A 19,308-nucleotide genomic window follows, 5' to 3' on the forward strand; every position below is an offset into this window, starting at 1 on the left:
CGTATATAAGGTACTGGAACCACAAGCGTATCAAACTGAGTCTGGGAGGACTCAGCCCGGTGGCGTTCCGGGCTGAGTATCTGAAGACCGGTTAATACAAGCCGTCCAGGTTTTGGGGCGCAGTTCAAAGCCGCCACCCGGCAATTCCCCACTACCGCACCAGGGCCGCAAATACCTCGGCCACCGCTACCGCGCCAGGATCGGCTACCCCGTCAAGATTCTCTTTATTTACATAGGATGAGCGCCCCGCTCCGGCTTTGCTCATACTCGCCGTGGCATCCGCCCCCTCTTGTGCAGCCCTGGCGGCAGCCTGAATATCCCCTGTCTGAAACGCTTCCAGCGCGGGCTGGAGCGCGTCGATCAAGGTGCGATCCCCGCGATCGGCCCCGCCATACTGTTTCATTTGCGCAAGCCCGGTCAGCAAGGCAGCGGGCAAGGCTTTCCCGCTCCGCAGCGCCTGTCCGGCGGCGGTAAAGAAGATCGACATCAACACCCCGCTCGATCCCCCCATCACCGTCGCCAGCCGCTCGCCCACCACCAGCAGCAGCTGCGGCAGATCGTTCAGCGGCAGGCGCTCCTCCTCCAGCCTTTGCGCAATGTCCCGTGCACCTTGCGCAAAGGTCGACCCCGTATCGCCATCCCCCACTTTTGCATCCAGGGCGTTAAGGCGATTTTCCAGGGAGATTAAGCAATCCGTGGCCGCGGCGAGGTACTGCGCGACGTTCGCATTCGCTGACGGGGTAAACTCCTCGCTGTCGTGCAGCGGAGTGTGTGCCAGCGAGCGCAGCGGCGCAAAGGCCACCGGCTTTTGCCAGCCCAGCGTCTCTACCGGCGCGTTGAGCGCCTCCTCAAAGTCCGGGTTCAACTTCAGGAGGGACAAGGAAAAGCCCTTCATGTCCAGCGAACTCACCAGCGGTGCCGGACCAATCAAATACGCGATCTGATCTTTCAGCGCCGAATGCGCCAGCTCTTTGGTCAGCAGCGCCATCTCCAGCGCCGAGACGCCGCCGAGGTTATTGATCAGCACCGCCAGTCGCCCAACATCTGCCTGCGCCAGCAAGGGTTTCACCAGCGTATCGATAATCGCCCTGCTGTTTTGCGTCTCGACCACCGACGCCCCGGGCTCTCCGTGGATCCCCAGCCCCAGCTCGACGTGACCTTTTCTGATGCGCCCCTCTTCATCGTCGCTGCCCGGCAGATTGCAGGTCTGCATCGCCACGCCCAGACTCCAGAGATTATCGCAGGCCTGAAGGGCCATATCCCGCACGTCCCTCAGCGATTTCCCCTGTTCGGCAGCATGCCCGGCAATTTTATGCACCAGCGCGGTTCCGGCAATGCCCCGCGGCTGTTTGTTATCCGGGAGAGCGATATCATCGGCCACAATCACCATCTCCACGTTGAGCCCGAAGCGCTTGGCTTTTTCTGCCGCGAGGCCAAAGTTGAGACGATCCCCGGTGTAGTTTTTGACGATCAGCAGGCAGCCCTGCTCTCCGGTCACCGCCACGATGGCATTCAGCACCGCCTCTACGCTCGGGGAAGCAAACAGATCGCCGCAGACGGCAGCGGTCAGCATCCCCTTACCCACAAACCCCGCATGCGCCGGTTCATGGCCGGAGCCGCCGCCGGAAATCACCGCCACGCGGCTTTTATCCCAGTCGGCGCGCACCACCACGCGGATAGCCGGATCGCTATCCAGTTTGACGAGATTGCCGTGAGGGGCGGAGATGAGCATACCTTCAATGGCGTCATTAACCAGCTGTTTGCGGTCATTAAAGAAGAATCTGGACATAGCTTTCCAATATGTTGTGAATCGTATGCAAAAGCATAGTCTGTGCTGGATATCGCGCCGCAAAGTCAGAAATTGACCCGCTCTTTTTACCGTCAGGTTGCCTATACTCCACGCAGGACTGAACGAGGAAGCCGACCATGAGTACACCCCTGCTGATTGCCCGGACGCGGGATAACGAACAATTTCTTCTGCCCGCAATGGCTAACCGACATGGCCTCATTACCGGTGCCACCGGCACGGGTAAAACCGTGACGCTGCAAAAGCTGGCCGAGTCATTTTCGGATATTGGCGTGCCGGTTTTTATGGCCGATGTTAAAGGCGATCTCAGCGGCGTTGCCCGGGAGGGGGTCGGCTCGGAAAAGCTCCTTGAACGACTGAACAACATCGGCGTTACCGACTGGCAACCACAGGGTAATCCGGTGGTGGTCTGGGATATTTTCGGGGAGAAAGGGCACCCGTTGCGCGCCACCGTCTCCGATCTCGGCCCGCTGCTGCTGGCGCGTCTGCTCGACCTCAATGAGGTACAGACTGGCGTGCTGAACATCATCTTCCGCATTGCCGACGATCAGGGGCTGCTGCTGCTCGATTTCAAAGATCTGCGGGCTATTACGCAGTACATCGGGGATAACGCCAAATCGTTCCAGAATCAGTATGGCAATATCAGCAGCGCCTCCGTGGGGGCTATCCAGCGCGGATTGCTGACGCTGGAGCAACAGGGTGCCGAGCACTTCTTTGGCGAACCTATGCTGGATATCAAAGACTGGATGCGCACCGACAGCAACGGCAAAGGCATCATCAATATTCTGAGTGCGGAAAAGCTCAATCAGATGCCGAAGCTCTACGCCGCCAGCCTGCTGTGGATGCTCTCCGATCTCTTTGAGCAACTGCCGGAGGCGGGCGACCTGGAAAAACCGAAGCTGGTCTTCTTCTTTGACGAGGCACACCTGCTGTTCAGCGATGCGCCTCAGGTGCTGCTGGATAAGATCGAGCAGGTGATCCGCCTGATCCGCTCCAAAGGGGTGGGCGTCTGGTTCGTGTCGCAGAACCCGGCCGACATTCCTGATAACGTGCTGGGCCAGCTGGGCAACCGCGTCCAGCATGCCCTGCGCGCCTTTACGCCAAAAGATCAGAAGGCAGTGAAAGCCGCAGCCCAGACCATGCGCGCCAACCCGGCCTTTAATACCGAAGCGGCCATTCAGGCGCTGGGGACCGGCGAGGCGCTGATTTCATTTCTTGATGCCAAAGGCAGCCCATCAGTGGTAGAGCGCGCAATGGTAATCGCCCCCTATTCCCGGATGGGGCCGATCGGTGACGATGAGCGTAACGGGCTGATTAACCACTCCCCGGTCTACGGTAAATACGAAGACGACGTCGATAGAGAATCGGCGTACGAGATGCTGCAAAAAGGGGTACAGGCCAGCCCGGCCCAGCAGGAGGCCCCCGCCGCGAAGGGCCAGTCGGTTGAGGTCGATGATGGGATCCTCGGCGGGTTGAAAGACATCCTGTTTGGCAGCACCGGACCGCGCGGCGGTAAACGCGATGGGGTGGTGCAAACCATGGCGAAAAGCGCGGCGCGTCAGGTGACGAATCAGATTGTACGCGGTGTGCTGGGCAGCCTGTTAGGCGGACGCCGACGGTAACGCAGGCATCCACGGCGTGCCCAGCGCCGAGCCCTGAGCTCCATGCTCGTTCAGGTAGCGGTCCAGCTCCACCATCCCCGTCCAGCGGTTCTCGCACCACAGCGGTGCCAGCAGCGTTGGACGGCGGGCGCTGGCGGAGATGCGGTGATACACCACCTCCGGCGGCGTATGGCGGATCATCTCTCCGGCCGTTGCTACGTAGTCTTCCAGCTCAATGCCATTCAGTCGCCCGGCTTCCCAGGCTTTAGCCATAATGCTGCCCGTCACGATATGCAGAGGGTGCAGCTTGATGCCGTCGACGCCGGTCTCTACCACGCGGTGCAGCGTTTCCAGGGCGTGATGCTGTTCTTCTCCCGGCAGGCCGACAATCAGATGGGTACAGACCTTCAGCCCACGCTCGCGTGCCAGCCGGGTGGTGCGTTGATAACAGGCAAAATCATGACCGCGGTTGATACGGTGCAGGGTTTTATCGTGCGCGGTCTGCAATCCCAGCTCCAGCCAGATCTCATACCCCTGCTCTTTGTATTCGCTGAGCAGATCCAGCACCGCCTCCGGCACGCAGTCAGGCCGTGTCCCGACGCAGAGCCCGACGATATTGGCCTGGCTCACCGCCTGTTGATACATGGAGCGCAGCACCTGCACTTCCGCCCATGTGCTGGTATAGGCCTGAAAATAGGCCAGATACTGTTTCGCCCGGTTAACCCGCGTTGCCTGGTGCGCGAGCTGCGCCGCGATGGACTGATGCTGCTGCGCTTCGTCGGCAAACGAGGCCACATTACAGAAGGTACAGCCGCCACGCCCGATAGTGCCGTCGCGGTTCGGGCAGCTAAATCCCCCGTGGAGCGACAGCTTATGGACCTTTTGCCCGTAGCGGCGTGAAAGATCCCCACCAAACATATTGACTAATTTCTGTAACTGCATAATCTGATAGACCGCCCCGTAGAAAGGGGACAAGCCTGCCATTTTTCACCTCCGACGGCGATGACCTGGATCAATCGTCCCGGCGTGCTTTTATCCTTTGCATAAATAACCAGGATAACTGCAATTTCATTCATCACCTTTCTAATTACTTTTCCTTATGTTCAGCAGGATTTTTTCACTTATATCGTCTGCGCTGAAAAACAGTGACATCATGCGGGCTATCCTCGAGAAGCAGTATTAAATCCTGCTTAAATCGCACTAATCAGCATGCTACCGCTCTAATACCGCTTTCATATAGTGAGTCAGATCACACTCCCCTAAAGCCCACAGCAAGGTTACCGGGATGTGAATCTCGTTAAATACCTAATAAAATCAGATTGATACTCTTCCTTTAGCACATTTTTGTATAAATAAGATTGCCATTTGACCTGTGTACGGATTCCCGATAAGTTGGAAATCCGCTGGAAGCTTTCTGGATGAGCAGCCTGCTCATCATATTTATGCAGTAGTTGAGATTCCCTCTGAAGCAAGTCCTCAAACTTGTTTGACCTGTGCGAAAAGGATATTAAGAGGGCGAATGCGAGGTACGCGTATGAAACGCAAACCCCGTCGCCGCGCTCTTGCTGTGCCTGTGCGCCACGGTCCGGAGAGAAGTCCCGAAGAGCCTGGGGAGGTTCACTGATATGTTGTACGATAAATCCCTTGAGAAGGATAACTGTGGTTTCGGCCTGATCGCCCACATAGAAGGCGAACCTAGCCACAAGGTAGTGCGTACCGCTATACACGCACTGGCCCGTATGCAGCACCGTGGCGCTATCCTTGCGGATGGTAAAACCGGCGACGGTTGCGGTCTGCTGCTGCAAAAACCGGATCGTTTCTTTCGCATCGTAGCGGAAGAGCGCGGCTGGCGTTTAGCCAAAAACTACGCTGTCGGCATGCTGTTCCTGAATCAGGACGCGGAAAAAGCCGCCGTATCGCGCCGCATCGTCGAAGAAGAACTTCAACGTGAAACCCTGTCTATTGTCGGCTGGCGCGAAGTGCCCACCAACGAAGGGGTACTCGGTGAAATCGCCCTCTCCTCGCTGCCTCGTATCGAGCAAATCTTTGTCAACGCGCCTGCGGGCTGGCGTCCACGTGATATGGAACGCCGCCTGTTTATCGCCCGTCGCCGCATTGAAAAACGTCTCCAGGAAGACAAAGAGTTCTACGTCTGTAGCCTCTCGAACCTGGTGAACATCTATAAAGGTCTGTGTATGCCGGCTGACCTGCCGCGCTTCTACCTGGACCTGGCGGACCTGCGACTGGAATCGGCCATTTGCCTGTTCCACCAGCGCTTCTCCACCAACACCGTTCCTCGCTGGCCGCTGGCTCAGCCGTTCCGCTATCTGGCGCACAACGGTGAGATCAACACCATCACCGGTAACCGCCAGTGGGCACGCGCCCGTACCTATAAATTCCAGACCCCGTTGATCCCGGATCTGCACGATGCAGCGCCGTTCGTCAACGAAACCGGCTCTGACTCCAGCTCAATGGATAACATGCTGGAGCTGCTGCTGGCTGGCGGGATGGATATCGTCCGCGCCATGCGTCTGCTGGTTCCGCCAGCCTGGCAGAACAACCCGGATATGGATCCTGAGCTGCGTTCCTTCTTCGACTTCAACTCCATGCACATGGAGCCGTGGGATGGTCCGGCCGGTATCGTGATGTCCGACGGGCGCTTTGCCGCCTGTAACCTCGATCGTAACGGCCTGCGCCCGGCGCGCTACGTCATTACCAAAGACAAGCTGATCACCTGCGCCTCAGAAGTGGGGATCTGGGATTACCAGCCTGACGAAGTGGTTGAAAAAGGCCGCGTAGGGCCTGGCGAGCTGATGGTGATTGACACCCGCGGCGGCCGTATCCTGCACTCCGCGGAAACCGATAACGATCTGAAAAGTCGTCATCCGTACAAAGAGTGGATGGAGAAAAACGTTCGCCGTCTGGTGCCGTTTGAAGATCTGCCGGATCAGGACGTGGGCAGCCGCGAGCTGGATGACGATACCCTCGCCAGCTATCAGAAACAGTTTAACTACAGCGCGGAAGAGCTGGACTCGGTTATCCGCGTGTTAGGCGAAAACGGCCAGGAAGCGGTCGGCTCCATGGGTGATGACACCCCGTTTGCCGTGCTCTCCAGCCAGCCGCGTATCATTTACGACTACTTCCGTCAGCAGTTCGCGCAGGTGACTAACCCGCCGATCGATCCGCTGCGTGAAGCCCACGTGATGTCGCTGGCTACCAGCATCGGTCGTGAGATGAACGTCTTCTGTGAAGCCGAAGGCCAGGCTCACCGTCTGACCTTCAAATCGCCGATCCTGCTGTACTCCGATTTTAAACAGCTCACCACTCTGCAAGAGGAGCACTACCGCGCCGACACGCTCGATATCACCTTCGACGTGACCGAAGCGACCCTCGAAGAGACGGTGAATGCGCTGTGTGACAAAGCGGAACAGATGGTGCGTAACGGCACCGTGCTGCTGGTGCTGTCCGACCGCAACATTGCGAAGAACCGCCTGCCGGTACCTGCGCCAATGGCCGTCGGGGCTATCCAGACCCGTCTGGTCGATAAGAGCCTGCGCTGCGATGCCAACATCATTGTGGAAACCGCCAGCGCGCGTGACCCGCACCACTTCGCGGTGCTGCTGGGCTTCGGTGCGACGGCAATCTACCCGTACCTGGCCTACGAAACGCTGGCCAAACTGGTAGACGGCCAGGCCATCGACAAAGATTACCGTACCGTGATGCTGAACTACCGTAACGGCATCAACAAAGGCCTGTACAAGATCATGTCCAAGATGGGCATCTCGACCATCGCCTCTTACCGCTGCTCGAAGCTGTTTGAAGCTGTCGGTCTGCATGACGACGTGGCCGACCTCTGCTTCCAGGGCGTGATCAGCCGTATCGGCGGAGCGGGCTTTAGCGACTTCCAGCAGGATCTGCTGAACCTCTCCAAACGTGCCTGGCTGGCTCGTAAGCCGCTGGATCAGGGCGGACAGCTGAAGTATGTCCACGGCGGCGAATACCACGCCTACAACCCGGACGTGGTGCGCACCCTGCAACAGGCCGTCCAGAGCGGCGAGTACAGCGATTATCAGCAGTATGCTGAGCTGGTGAACAACCGTCCTGCGGCCACGCTGCGCGATCTGCTGGCGGTGAACCCGGGCGATACCGCCGTGAGCATTAACGACGTTGAACCGGCCACTGAACTGTTCAAACGCTTTGATACCGCCGCGATGTCAATCGGCGCGCTGAGCCCGGAAGCCCACGAAGCGCTGGCAGAAGCGATGAACAGCATCGGCGGTAACTCCAACTCCGGCGAAGGCGGTGAAGATCCGGCGCGCTACGGCACCAATAAAGTGTCGCGCATCAAGCAGGTCGCTTCCGGCCGCTTCGGTGTGACGCCAGCGTACCTGGTCAACGCCGACGTAATCCAGATTAAAGTCGCTCAGGGTGCGAAACCGGGCGAAGGCGGACAGTTACCGGGTGACAAAGTGACCCCGTATATCGCCAAACTGCGCTACTCGGTACCGGGCGTGACGCTGATCTCCCCGCCGCCGCACCACGATATCTACTCTATCGAGGATCTGGCGCAGCTGATTTTCGACCTGAAACAGGTCAACCCGAAAGCGATGATCTCCGTGAAACTGGTTTCCGAGCCGGGCGTGGGCACTATCGCCACCGGCGTGGCAAAAGCCTATGCGGATCTGATCACCATCGCCGGTTACGACGGCGGCACCGGGGCGAGCCCACTCTCCTCCGTGAAATATGCGGGCTGTCCGTGGGAGCTGGGCCTGGTGGAAACCCAGCAGGCGCTGGTGGCGAACGGTTTGCGTCACAAGATCCGCCTGCAGGTGGATGGCGGTCTGAAAACCGGCCTCGACATCATCAAAGCGGCTATCCTCGGTGCTGAGAGCTTTGGCTTCGGCACCGGCCCGATGGTGGCGCTGGGCTGTAAATACCTGCGTATTTGTCACCTGAACAACTGCGCAACCGGTGTTGCAACCCAGGACGAGAAGTTGCGTAAGAACCACTATCACGGCCTGCCGTTCAAAGTGACCAACTACTTTGACTTCATCGCCCGCGAAACCCGCGAGCTGATGGCGCAGCTGGGCGTGACGCGTCTGGTGGATCTGATTGGCCGTACCGACCTGCTGAAAGAGCTGGACGGGTTCACGGCTAAGCAGCAGAACCTGAAGCTGTCCCGCCTGCTGGAAACGGCTGAGCCGCATCCGGGCAAAGCGGTGTACTGCACCGAGAACAACCCGCCGTTCGACAACGGCGTGCTGAACGCCCAGCTGTTGCAACAGGCGAAGCCGTTTGTGGATGAGAAGCAGAGCAAAACCTTCTGGTTTGATATTCGCAACACCGACCGTTCTGTCGGCGCAACGCTCTCAGGCTACATTGCGCAGACCCACGGCGACCAGGGCCTGGCTGCCGATCCGATCACCGCTCACTTCAGCGGCACCGCGGGCCAGAGCTTCGGCGTGTGGAACGCCGGCGGCGTTGAGCTGTACCTGACGGGCGATGCCAACGACTACGTTGGTAAAGGCATGGCGGGCGGTCTGCTGGCGGTGCGTCCTCCGGTCGGCTCAGCCTTCCGCAGCTGCGATGCCAGCATCATCGGTAACACCTGTCTGTACGGTGCCACCGGGGGTCGTCTGTTTGCCGCAGGGCGTGCAGGTGAGCGTTTCGCGGTGCGTAACTCCGGCGCCATCACCGTGGTGGAAGGTATCGGCGATAACGGCTGTGAATACATGACCGGCGGGATTGTCTGCGTGCTGGGCAAAACTGGTGTGAACTTCGGGGCAGGTATGACCGGTGGTTTCGCCTACGTGCTGGATGAAAGCGGTGATTTCCGCAAACGCGTAAACCCGGAGTTGGTGGAAGTCCTGGACGTTGAATCCCTGGCGATCCACGAGGAGCACCTGCGTGGCTTGATCACCGAGCACGTGCACCATACCGGTTCCGTGCGCGGCGAAGAGATCCTGGCGAACTGGCCGGCGTTCTCTGCGAAATTCGCGCTGGTTAAACCGAAGTCCAGCGATGTTAAAGCCCTGTTGGGTCACCGTAGTCGTAGCGCAGCAGAGCTGCGTGTGCAGGCGCAGTAAGGAATTCAGATGAGCCAGAATGTTTACCAGTTTATCGACCTGCAGCGTGTGGATCCGCCGAAGAAGCCGCTGAAGATCCGTAAAATCGAATTTGTTGAAATTTACGAGCCGTTTTCCGAAGGCCAGGCCAAAGCACAGGCAGACCGCTGCCTGTCCTGCGGTAACCCGTACTGCGAGTGGAAATGTCCGGTGCATAACTACATCCCGAACTGGCTGAAGCTGGCCAACGAAGGGCGTATTTTCGAGGCCGCCGAACTGTCTCACCAGACCAACACCCTGCCGGAAGTCTGTGGCCGCGTGTGCCCGCAGGACCGTCTGTGTGAAGGCTCCTGCACCCTGAACGACGAGTTCGGCGCGGTGACCATCGGCAACATAGAACGCTATATCAATGATAAAGCGTTTGAGATGGGCTGGCGCCCGGACATGACCGGCGTGCGTCAGACTGACAAACGCGTGGCGATCATCGGTGCGGGTCCGGCAGGTCTGGCCTGTGCCGACGTCCTGACCCGTAACGGCGTGAAGGCGGTGGTGTTTGACCGTCATCCGGAGATCGGCGGTCTGCTGACCTTCGGTATCCCGGCCTTCAAGCTGGAAAAAGAGGTAATGACCCGCCGTCGTGACATCTTCACCGGCATGGGCATTGAGTTCAAACTCAATACCGAAGTGGGCCGTGACGTGCAGCTTGACGATCTGCTGAAAGATTACGACGCCGTATTCCTGGGCGTTGGTACCTATCAGTCGATGCGTGGCGGGCTGGAAAACGAAGATGCCAACGGCGTATTCGATGCCCTGCCGTTCCTGATTGCCAACACCAAGCAGATGATGGGTTACGGCGAAACCGCCGCTGAGCCGTTTGTGAGCATGGAAGGCAAACGCGTGGTCGTGCTGGGCGGCGGTGATACCGCGATGGACTGCGTGCGGACCTCCATTCGTCAGAATGCAACGCACGTGATCTGCGCCTATCGTCGTGACGAAGAGAACATGCCGGGCTCAAAACGCGAAGTGAAAAACGCGCGTGAAGAGGGCGTCGAGTTCCAGTTCAACATCCAGCCTCTGGGTATTGAAGTGAATGCCAACGGCAAGGTCAGTGGCGTGAAGATGGCGCGTACCGAAATGGGCGCCCCGGATGCCAAAGGCCGTCGTCGTGCGGAGATTGTTGCCGGTTCCGAGTATGTGATCCCGGCCGATGCGGTGGTGATGGCGTTTGGTTTCCGTCCTCACAGCATGGAGTGGCTGGCGAAACACAGCGTCGAGCTGGACTCTCAGGGCCGCATTATCGCCCCGGAAGGCAGCGACAACGCGTTCCAGACCAGCAACCCGAAAATCTTCGCCGGTGGCGATATCGTTCGCGGCTCTGACCTGGTGGTGACCGCCATTGCCGAAGGCCGTAAGGCGGCAGACGGCATCATGAACTTCCTCGAAGTCTAAATAACAGGGCCTGGTGGGATTCGTTCCCGCCGGGCCCTATTTTATCCCCGCTTTCTGCCCTTACAGATAGACAATACTGATCACCGCTTCGCCGTCTAATGAGATCTTCTGGCTGCTACCCAGATTGTTCGCCACAGAAGCGCTGACCTGCAGCGGGACGCTCACGGAGCTCACCGCCTGTGGCACCACCGTCCCTTTCTTCACGAAGGTATAAAAATAGCTTTCGGCTGCCGGCAGCAGGTAGTGATCGAGCCTCGCCCAGGGACCACTTTTGCTTTCCGATCCAGCCATATCTACGCTGACGTTCTGACTGCCGTCCAGCGCAACAATGCTGCCGGTGTTAATCAAAATTGCATAGCTGCCGATAGGCTTGTTTTCAGCCGTCACGCCCAGGCCAAACAGCCTTGAGGCATACGCCACGTTCAGGCCGCCATTGGCACTGAAATGGGGGCCGATAGTGCGCCCGGTATCTTCCCCTACCCTTACTGAGGACGAACGGGTGTCCCGCGAGGTGATAGCCAGCGCCGTGGAAGATTCACAGGTAATGGTTAAGGTTAATTCCCGCGTACCCAGTTGGGTAAAGGCATTGGCAGATAAGCTGCCCGCATTGCGGGTACCAAAATCAGCAATACCGTTATTGCTCAGAGCGGGTGTGCAGGCAGCAGCATCTGCTGTCACCTCAAAATCGACGCCGACGGTATCATTCGCCGATACGGAGGCGGTCGTTAAGGCCGCCAGCAGCAGGTAAATTCGTCGCATCATTGCACATCCAGTTTAATGTTCAGATTACCGCGCCAGGTGGTTCTTTCCGTAATGTTTCCCGGCTTTATTTTTGACGCCACAGTGAGAGAAACAGAGGCGGTCTTGCCGTGGATTTCCCCACCGTTCATAAAGGCCAGCCCCTGATTGAGCGCTACCGTCATTTTGTCACTGCCGCCGCTCTGGGGTATGGCGTCAGAGCTCTGTACCAGCGCAATGCGAACAGGCTGGTCGTCAACGTAGGCGGAAGACGCCGTAATCAGCATCTCCCCCTGCTCCCCTAAGGAAAAGGTCCCGTTTTGCGATAAATTACTGCCCAGCAGCAAGCGAATGCGATGCGGTTCGCTGCATACTACCTGGAGCTGGATCTGCTTCTCCGGCAGAGAAATGGTTTCCGACCCAGCCTGCTGCCGTTCAGCCGCGCTCAGTTTGCTATAGGTCACTTTTTGCTGGCTGCTGATAAGCTGGCATTCAGCCCAGCTACAGGTGGGCGCGATAAGCGCTGCGACCATCAGTAAGTATGCTTTCATTGGCACAATCCTTTTGCCTTTTCGTAGAACACATCCGTTTCGGCTTTCTCTGGCAGAGTCAGTTTGATACGACAGGTGTCGGTGTCCCGCTGCGCAATCAAAATCTGGCCAGCATACGCGTTATTCAGGAAAACCGAGCCTTCATCGACAGAGGTCGTGAGGTAGTTGCCCCGGTCATCGGTGATCGCGATGTTTTTCGGCAGCTTTTTACCATCCGCCATCATCACATCAACCAATACACGACGCTGGGTAAGGGCTTTAAACTGGATTTTGCCGACCGATCCCCGCCCCTGGTTCAGCAGGCGCGTACCGTTGCCAATATCCATATTTTTAGGCAAGGTTTCGGTATTCACTTCAACGCGAGATGGGCTCCACGCATTCAAAGAAGGCAGTACGGCATAGCCACGATAATCCGTCCATACCGGGCCCTGAGGCGTATCAATTTTGACCCCGGCGACATCCTGATCCAGCGAGACGATCCCGAATGTTTCGCGTACAGGTAGCGGTGAGAAGGTGACGCCGTTCGCATGAGCCATCACACCGCCCTGCAGAGAGCCGGAATAGTTGCGTTGATGTTCTCCGCCAACGTTGGCATTCATCATCAGCTGCGTATAGTGCAGATTGCTGCTCAGCCCCGCGCTGACGCTGCGATCTTTTTCTTCCTCGCCCGCTTCTGCGCCCAACGTATAAGCATGGTCATCCGAGAGATTACCGGCAACCGTTGAGCCAAAGCGGGAGATATCCCCCTCACGGCGCGCATAGGTATTTACACTGCTTTTACCCAGCGGGAAGCTGACATTGAGATAGAACAGATCGTCGGTTTTACCTTCGTCATCTCCCCCGCCCAGCTGATGCTGCCAGTTGGCAGAAACATACGCTGAGAGAATATTTTTCCCCCAACCGGCGGTGATGTAACGTGATTTCCCGTTGCGATTACGGTTTTTGGTTTCATAGAAACTGGTGCTAAATGTGCCGATCTTGTCGGTTTGCCACTGCAGCCCAACCGAGTATTCATGCTGCTTTAACGCCGTGAAGTTTTTATCAATGAATTGAGAAAACTCACGATAACCTTGGGAATACCAGGCTGAAGAGGCGGTAATGCTAATTCCCAGCAGCGATACAATACTGCCTTCCAGACGATAGCTCTGCCCCTGAAGAGAATGTTTACTGTCGTTGGATTGATTGACCTTCAGGCTTAACAGGGTTGAGCCCGATGGCGCCGTATCAATACCCAGCCCGGCGGCCTGAAAATTCTCGGCCAGAATCAGGCCAAGATTGGCATTGCTTCCCGGAAGTAGACGCCAGCCGCCAGAGACGCTTGCCACCAGCGGTTGTTCGCTGTAATCATCGCTGACCCGCCCAATCGATAAAAACAACCCGGCAGGATTTCCCATCTTTTGCAGATAAAGCGAAGAAGGGAGGATGAAACTATGCTGGCTGCCATCGGTTTCGACTACCGTTACGTTGAGATCGCTGGTGTAGTTGCGCAGTGAGACATCGGTTAGCGTAAAGGGACCTACAGGCACCAGTGTCGAATAGACGAGAATACCCTGCTGCCGAACTTCAACACGCGCCTGCGACGTATTAGCGATCCCGCTAACGTTAACCCGACCTTCCACTGAGTTGAGGCTGTTTTCCGGCGACAGTGCGATGCCGTACAAACCGGTGCCTTCCAGCAAGGCGTTATTCATACTCACTTCGCCCATCCTGGCGGTAGTATGCAAATCTACAAAGGTGCGCTGCAACCAGGTCTGGCTGTTTTCACTACTGAACTTACCTTCCGATTGACTCAATAGCTGATGGCTACGGAGCAGCCAACCCGCGGCATTGATACCGCCGTCTAACTGGGCCTGGGAATAGTTTGTACTGCCGCCATTGTATTCACTGCGGGAAGACATGGCTGAATAATTCAGCACAGCGCCTGTGCCACCCATAGCAAAGTCAGCTGGGGAGACGCGCTGACGATTTATCTCCCCTGGCGGGACGATAAGCGCAATCAACTCCTGTCCTGGCTGGGCATTGACCACCACTTCCGGGTGAGTCTTAAGATAATCGTAACAACCATCACGGTAATCATCAGGCACGCGTACGCCTGCATGCTCCATTAGTGTCCGGTCAAAGCAGAGTTCACCATCCTGTTGAATTTGGGCCACAATATGCCCTTTATCCTGACTGTTAACTTTCAGATTTACAGGAACCGATCCGGGCATGAACCGGGATTTGTGCGCAAAGTACTCCGAAACACCAGGATTAATACCTAACGATTTTAACGTTTCACTATCAAATTCGGTGCCGCCAGTATCAATGTCAGCGGCTTTCCCTTGCCGTGAACAAATTAAACTGACTGCACACATCAGCAGCGTTCTTTTAAACATCCGTGTTTTCCCCTGGAGCGCTTATTGTAATGGTGCGATATAACGCTCGCCTTTATAGCCGTAACGGCTTGCGGGATAAAACTCAACCTGACTGTCAGCTTTATTAGGTAAGGCTACCGTCACAGAGGTATGTGGAAGTAAATAAGTATTTTGCAGTCGACCTTGCTGACGCGAAGGTAATGATGTAAATCCTGGCGTCATACGTACAACATAATTTGACGGATTACTCACTACCAGCGAATTACCTTGTTTTCGCCATTCCAGATGTTTCCACGGCTGAGTGTCTTCAGCGAGCCCGGCGGGATGAATAATGACCGGTAAGTCCTGACGAATGGTGACGGCCAGTCTCTGCTTACCTTTTTCTTTCGAAGGGATCCCCTCAAAGGTGACGCGTTTTAATTCCTCTTGTATCAGCGGCTTGTCCGTTTGGAGGAGAAAGCGCATCCTTTGCACTGCCCCGGCTTCGACGCGTACGACAGGCTGAGAAACAATCAAACGAACGGACTTATTACTTTCAGGTAAATCAACAATATTGGTATATAACAGAGCAGGCTTAAGATCGGTATTAGTCACATTCATGCTGGCTTCGCCTTTTTCTGCATCAACCAGTAATACGGAGGTTTCCGGCACCATCCCGGTGGCAAAAACCTGAGCGGAAAATAATAAAAGGGGAAGAATAACGCTGCGTTTCATAATATTCTCAGTCAATGTGATAATGAAAAGAGATAGTTAATTCCCGGAGGTAAATTAAAACTTAAATTTAATTAATTAAAAATCAAGAATGACTTTATTTGAATGGGTAACATTAATTTGAAAATAATAATAATTTTAAAAAATGCGGTGCGATGCCTGGTTATACTTTAAAGTATCTTGCATCGCACGCATTTAAATTATCTATCTATTACAGATAGACGAGGCTCAGCGTTGCGTTACCATCAAAGGTGATTTCATCCATACCCAGAACCGAAGAGCTCTGCACACCGGCAGAAATTTTCAGTGGGAATGTTGCTTCGCGGAACAGCTTAGGTTCAGAGCCGCCAACGTTGGAAACAGTCACGATACGCGCACTATCATTAACCTGGTAAACAGCAGTACCTGAACGCCAGTTTTTTCCTGCATCATCGGAATATACCACGCCAGCTGCTGCGGAGTCCGCTTTGGTGTTCGCTGCATCGACAACGACAGAATACGCGCCGATTTGAGCATCATTCGATGCCAGACCCAGACCAAAACCATGGTAGCTTTGCGCGTCATTACCGCCGGAAATTGGGGAAACAATATAATTGCTCGCTGAGAGCGGAACTACAGTGTTAGCGCGGTTATCGATCATTTTGAAACCCATCGCTGATGCTGCGTCACAGGTTACCGTTAAGGTAATGTCCTTCGCACCCAGTTGAACGAGCCCATTGCCTTCAGGAGCATTACGGATAACAGAAGAAGCAACTGAACCATACGCCACTTCACCACTGTTGCTTAATGTTGTAGAACACGCTGCAGGAACAATAGTACCGCTAACTTTTAATGTTGCTTCGGTAGCAGCAGTTGCCTGAGCTGCCATCACCAGAGCAGCGCATACGCCTAAAGTGGATAACGTCTTTTTAAAATGAGCCATTTTTTTTCCTTAAATTATATCAACCAACAACCGATCCGGTTGGTCATGTCCTTGGCGGAGTACTACGGTTTACTATGAATTAATTCATACATAGACTATTTGTAAGAAATAGTGTTGATAAGATTACAGGAAAATCCTATTAGCATCATTTAAGTTAACTAAAATAGGTATCAAATATATTTCATCTTATAATTTTTTATGATACATCATCTCAATCAAAACCTCCTCATACTGAATTTCACATTCATATATGCGAAATTTATATCACAGGCGTTATAAATAATTTATTTCAACTAGCGTAAATGAACATGCAACCGCTAAAGTATCAATAATATATTTTTCGCAATGATGATTCACAGGCTTAAAATATTCATATGCGATATGTATTTTTTTTCAGGCATAAAAAAAGGGCCTGAGGCCCTTTTTATTATTTCACTACGCGTAGTGCCGGACGTCCGCCCCGAGGCGGTGGCGTATCGTCAGGATCATCATCGTGATCCGGTTTATCACCGTCGATGATCGACATGACCGTTTCGCTTTCGCTGTCGGTTCCGCCGTTTTCATCATTGAGCGTGGCACCCTCTTCATCGTACGCCGCTTCCGGCTCGAACATGGTGCCTGCGCCGTTTTCACGCGCATAAATGGCCAGTACAGCCGCCAGCGGCACAGAGACCTGGCGCGGCACACCACCGAAGCGGGCATTGAAGCGAACTTCATCGTTCGCCAGCTCCAGACCACCGACAGCTCGCGGTGCAATGTTCAGAACGATTTGACCATCACGTGCATATTCCATAGGAACCTGCACGCCTGGCAACGTCACATCCACAACCAGGTGCGGCGTGAGCTGGTTATCCAGCAGCCATTCATAGAAGGCGCGCAGCAGATACGGACGGCGTGGAGACAGCTGTGACATTTCCACAATCATTAACCCCGGCCGAGACGCATTTCACGTTCAGCTTCAGTCAGAGAAGCCAGGAAAGAGTCGCGTTCGAAGACACGCGTCATATAGCCTTTAAGCTCTTTCGCACCCGGGCCGCTAAACTCGACGCCCAGAATCGGCAGACGCCACAGCAGCGGAGCCAGGTAGCAATCAACCAGGCTGAACTCGTCGCTCAGGAAGAATGGACGCTGACCGAATACCGGTGCAATCGCCAGCAGCTCTTCACGCAGCTGTTTACGCGCAGCATCGGCTTCTGAAGAAGAACCCTTCACAATAACGTTCATCAGCGTATACCAGTCTTTCTCGATACGCTGCATGTACAGGCGGCTTTCACCACGGGCAACCGGATAAACCGGCATCAGTGGCGGATGAGGGAAACGCTCATCCAGGTATTCCATAATGATACGGGATTCCCACAGGGTCAGCTCACGATCCACCAGCGTTGGTACGCTCTGGCTTGGATTGAGATCGATAAGATCCTGAGGCGGGTTATCCTTTTCCACATGCTCGATCTCAAAACTGACACCCTTCTCGGCCAGCACGATACGAACCTGATGGCTATAAATGTCAGTAGGACCAGAAAACAGCGTCATTACCGAACGTTTGTTGGCAGCGACAGCCATGAAAACCTCCAGGTATATTCAGAATTTTTACTGCTACCAGCCATACAGGCTAGCCAGATGTTTTGTTGTCCATCCCTGAGAATTTCTCCTCTTGTTCAAAAAGAGAACAAAAATCGAGCATTCACCGTTATCTGGACAGAAAAGTGGATGATAGTTTACCAGATTTTGCGGCCTTTGTGGTGAGGCGATTCTGGAAATGCGGAAAAAGAGGGCAGAAAGGACGTCTGCATGTGGATAACCCGAACGTTACCCATAAAAAAACCCGCCGAAGCGGGTTTTTCGCCAATTGTTGTCTGCCGAAGCAGAAAGCAATTAACGCTTGGAGAACTGTGGACGACGACGTGCTTTACGCAGACCGACTTTCTTACGTTCAACCTGACGAGCATCACGAGTAACGAAGCCTGCTTTACGCAGTTCGCCACGCAGGGACTCGTCGTACTCCATCAGAGCGCGGGTGATACCGTGACGGATCGCACCAGCCTGACCAGAGATACCACCACCTTTAACAGTGATGTACAGATCCAGTTTCTCAACCATGTCGACCAGTTCCAGCGGCTGACGAACTACCATGCGGGCAGTTTCACGACCGAAGTACTGTTCCAGAGAACGTTGGTTGATTACGATTTTACCACTGCCCGGTTTGATGAACACGCGAGCGGCGGAGCTTTTGCGGCGACCAGTGCCGTAGTATTGATTTTCAGCCATTGCCTATAATCCCGATTAGATGTCAAGAACTTGCGGTTGCTGTGCCGCGTGGTTGTGCTCGTTACCTGCGTAAACTTTCAGTTTACGGTACATAGCACGACCCAGCGGGCCTTTTGGCAGCATGCCTTTAACCGCGATTTCAATCACACGCTCAGGACGGCGGGCAATCATCTCTTCAAAGGTCGCTTGTTTAATACCGCCGATGTGGCCGGTGTGGTGATAGTACACTTTGTCAGTACGCTTGTTGCCGGTAACAGCAACTTTGTCAGCGTTCAGAACGATGATGTAGTCACCGGTATCTACGTGCGGAGTGTATTCCGCTTTGTGCTTACCGCGCAGGCGACGAGCCAGTTCGGTAGCCAGACGGCCCAGAGTTTTACCGGTCGCGTCAACAACATACCAGTCGCGTTTTACGGTTTCTGGTTTAGCTGTAAAAGTTTTCATTAAAAGCTTACCCAAATAAATAAGTTACACGTTGGTGAACACCCAAACGTTTAGTAGTTGAGGTTCACACGACATTGTCCAGCAAACCTACCCCTTCGAATAGCCTATGCCGGCGCAGAGAAAGTTTTGGGAAAAAAACCTTCTTGTAACGTGGGGTCGCAAGATTATAGAGAAGTCAGGGGTAAAGGTCGACCCCTAATTGTGATTTGACGCGGGTTTTTGTGGGGTAGGGAAAGTGCGGTCTGTTGCCCTCCCCCCCAGCCCCTCTCCCTGTACGGTCCGGGGACATGGTAGACAGATGTTCGGGGACATGGTGAACACTTTTTAACATCCTTTACCCATGGTGATCGACTTTTTCTTCAGGTCGATCACCCCCACTTTCGTGCTGTACCACCAGA

Annotated in this window: 15 protein-coding genes; 4 read left to right on the forward strand and 11 right to left on the reverse strand. The window is 55.0% G+C overall.

What is annotated here, in order from left to right:
• On the forward strand, positions 1 to 95 hold a 95-nt coding region (locus M8318_RS00360), incomplete at its 5' end, for an IS3 family transposase (protein WP_262660599.1).
• Positions 96 to 151: 56 nt separating this feature from the next.
• Here the strand turns inward: M8318_RS00360 and M8318_RS00365 are convergent.
• Positions 152 to 1,789, reverse strand: coding sequence for a dihydroxyacetone kinase subunit DhaK (locus tag M8318_RS00365; protein ID WP_262660590.1), 1,638 nt, complete (start codon positions 1,787 to 1,789; stop codon positions 152 to 154).
• 137 nt (positions 1,790 to 1,926) lie between these two features.
• Here M8318_RS00365 and M8318_RS00370 point away from each other — a divergent pair, with 137 nt between their 5' ends.
• Positions 1,927 to 3,429, forward strand: coding sequence for a helicase HerA-like C-terminal domain-containing protein (locus M8318_RS00370; RefSeq protein WP_262660591.1), 1,503 nt, complete (start codon positions 1,927 to 1,929; stop codon positions 3,427 to 3,429).
• Here M8318_RS00370 and M8318_RS00375 read toward each other — a convergent pair.
• The gene (locus M8318_RS00375; RefSeq protein ID WP_262660600.1) at positions 3,409 to 4,350 is read right to left on the reverse strand and encodes a TIGR01212 family radical SAM protein; all 942 of its coding nucleotides are present in this window, start codon (positions 4,348 to 4,350) and stop codon (positions 3,409 to 3,411) included. The two genes, M8318_RS00370 and M8318_RS00375, sit on opposite strands and share 21 nt — an antisense overlap.
• Positions 4,351 to 5,033: 683 nt before the next feature.
• Between M8318_RS00375 and gltB the strand changes: the two genes are divergently transcribed.
• Both gltB and M8318_RS00385 read left to right on the forward strand, forming a co-directional pair.
• Positions 5,034 to 9,494 carry a glutamate synthase large subunit gene (gene gltB / locus M8318_RS00380; RefSeq protein ID WP_262660592.1) on the forward strand — a complete coding sequence of 1,487 codons (4,461 nt, stop codon included), beginning with the start codon at positions 5,034 to 5,036 and terminating at the stop codon, positions 9,492 to 9,494.
• 9 nt (positions 9,495 to 9,503) lie between these two features.
• Entirely contained in the window at positions 9,504 to 10,922 is a 1,419-nt protein-coding gene (locus M8318_RS00385) for a glutamate synthase small subunit (RefSeq protein WP_262660593.1), read from the forward strand.
• 60 nt (positions 10,923 to 10,982) lie between these two features.
• On the opposite strand, the gene M8318_RS00390 is transcribed toward M8318_RS00385, so the two are convergent.
• The 9 genes from M8318_RS00390 to rplM all read right to left on the reverse strand — a co-directional run bounded on the left by M8318_RS00390 (position 10,983) and on the right by rplM (position 18,910).
• On the reverse strand, positions 10,983 to 11,684 hold the full coding sequence (locus tag M8318_RS00390; protein WP_262660594.1) for a DUF1120 domain-containing protein: 702 nt from the start codon (positions 11,682 to 11,684) through the stop codon (positions 10,983 to 10,985).
• Complete coding sequence (locus M8318_RS00395; RefSeq protein ID WP_262660595.1) at positions 11,681 to 12,211, reverse strand: DUF1120 domain-containing protein; 531 nt, start codon at positions 12,209 to 12,211, stop codon at positions 11,681 to 11,683. Before M8318_RS00395 ends, M8318_RS00390 begins: the two co-directional genes overlap by 4 nt.
• Entirely contained in the window at positions 12,208 to 14,586 is a 2,379-nt protein-coding gene (locus tag M8318_RS00400; RefSeq protein WP_262660596.1) for a fimbrial biogenesis usher protein, read from the reverse strand. The genes M8318_RS00395 and M8318_RS00400 overlap by 4 nt, the downstream gene beginning before the upstream one ends.
• Before the next feature lie 21 nt (positions 14,587 to 14,607).
• Positions 14,608 to 15,279 carry a fimbria/pilus chaperone family protein gene (locus tag M8318_RS00405; protein WP_262660597.1) on the reverse strand — a complete coding sequence of 224 codons (672 nt, stop codon included), beginning with the start codon at positions 15,277 to 15,279 and terminating at the stop codon, positions 14,608 to 14,610.
• A 208-nt stretch (positions 15,280 to 15,487) separates the two neighbouring features.
• Positions 15,488 to 16,198, reverse strand: a complete 711-nt coding sequence (locus M8318_RS00410; protein ID WP_262660598.1) for a DUF1120 domain-containing protein — start codon at positions 16,196 to 16,198, stop codon at positions 15,488 to 15,490.
• A 427-nt stretch (positions 16,199 to 16,625) separates the two neighbouring features.
• Positions 16,626 to 17,117 (reverse strand): ClpXP protease specificity-enhancing factor, encoded by a 492-nt coding sequence (gene sspB / locus M8318_RS00415; RefSeq protein ID WP_262660601.1) that lies wholly within the window; start codon positions 17,115 to 17,117, stop codon positions 16,626 to 16,628.
• A 5-nt stretch (positions 17,118 to 17,122) separates the two neighbouring features.
• Positions 17,123 to 17,761, reverse strand: a complete 639-nt coding sequence (sspA, locus tag M8318_RS00420) for a stringent starvation protein SspA (RefSeq protein WP_106994855.1) — start codon at positions 17,759 to 17,761, stop codon at positions 17,123 to 17,125.
• Positions 17,762 to 18,073: 312 nt separating this feature from the next.
• Positions 18,074 to 18,466 (reverse strand): 30S ribosomal protein S9, encoded by a 393-nt coding sequence (gene rpsI / locus M8318_RS00425; RefSeq protein WP_003025138.1) that lies wholly within the window; start codon positions 18,464 to 18,466, stop codon positions 18,074 to 18,076.
• Between the two features lie 15 nt (positions 18,467 to 18,481).
• Positions 18,482 to 18,910 carry a 50S ribosomal protein L13 gene (gene rplM / locus M8318_RS00430; RefSeq protein WP_024551131.1) on the reverse strand — a complete coding sequence of 143 codons (429 nt, stop codon included), beginning with the start codon at positions 18,908 to 18,910 and terminating at the stop codon, positions 18,482 to 18,484.
• Positions 18,911 to 19,308: the final 398 nt, after the last annotated feature.

Source organism: Leclercia tamurae, from assembly GCF_025566055.1.
GTDB lineage: Bacteria > Pseudomonadota > Gammaproteobacteria > Enterobacterales > Enterobacteriaceae > Enterobacter > Enterobacter tamurae.

Bases quoted from the DNA above. Each gene is read 5' to 3' on its own strand.
- M8318_RS00365 (WP_262660590.1), bottom strand. From the start codon at position 1,789: ATGTCCAGATTCTTCTTTAATGACCGCAAACAGCTGGTTAATGACGCC.
- M8318_RS00370 (WP_262660591.1), top strand. From the start codon at position 1,927: ATGAGTACACCCCTGCTGATTGCCCGGACGCGGGATAACGAACAATTT.
- M8318_RS00375 (WP_262660600.1), bottom strand. From the start codon at position 4,350: ATGCAGTTACAGAAATTAGTCAATATGTTTGGTGGGGATCTTTCACGC.
- gltB (WP_262660592.1), top strand. From the start codon at position 5,034: ATGTTGTACGATAAATCCCTTGAGAAGGATAACTGTGGTTTCGGCCTG.
- M8318_RS00385 (WP_262660593.1), top strand. From the start codon at position 9,504: ATGAGCCAGAATGTTTACCAGTTTATCGACCTGCAGCGTGTGGATCCG.
- M8318_RS00390 (WP_262660594.1), bottom strand. From the start codon at position 11,684: ATGATGCGACGAATTTACCTGCTGCTGGCGGCCTTAACGACCGCCTCC.
- M8318_RS00395 (WP_262660595.1), bottom strand. From the start codon at position 12,211: ATGAAAGCATACTTACTGATGGTCGCAGCGCTTATCGCGCCCACCTGT.
- M8318_RS00400 (WP_262660596.1), bottom strand. From the start codon at position 14,586: ATGTTTAAAAGAACGCTGCTGATGTGTGCAGTCAGTTTAATTTGTTCA.
- M8318_RS00405 (WP_262660597.1), bottom strand. From the start codon at position 15,279: ATGAAACGCAGCGTTATTCTTCCCCTTTTATTATTTTCCGCTCAGGTT.
- M8318_RS00410 (WP_262660598.1), bottom strand. From the start codon at position 16,198: ATGGCTCATTTTAAAAAGACGTTATCCACTTTAGGCGTATGCGCTGCT.
- sspA (WP_106994855.1), bottom strand. From the start codon at position 17,761: ATGGCTGTCGCTGCCAACAAACGTTCGGTAATGACGCTGTTTTCTGGT.
- rpsI (WP_003025138.1), bottom strand. From the start codon at position 18,466: ATGGCTGAAAATCAATACTACGGCACTGGTCGCCGCAAAAGCTCCGCC.
- rplM (WP_024551131.1), bottom strand. From the start codon at position 18,910: ATGAAAACTTTTACAGCTAAACCAGAAACCGTAAAACGCGACTGGTAT.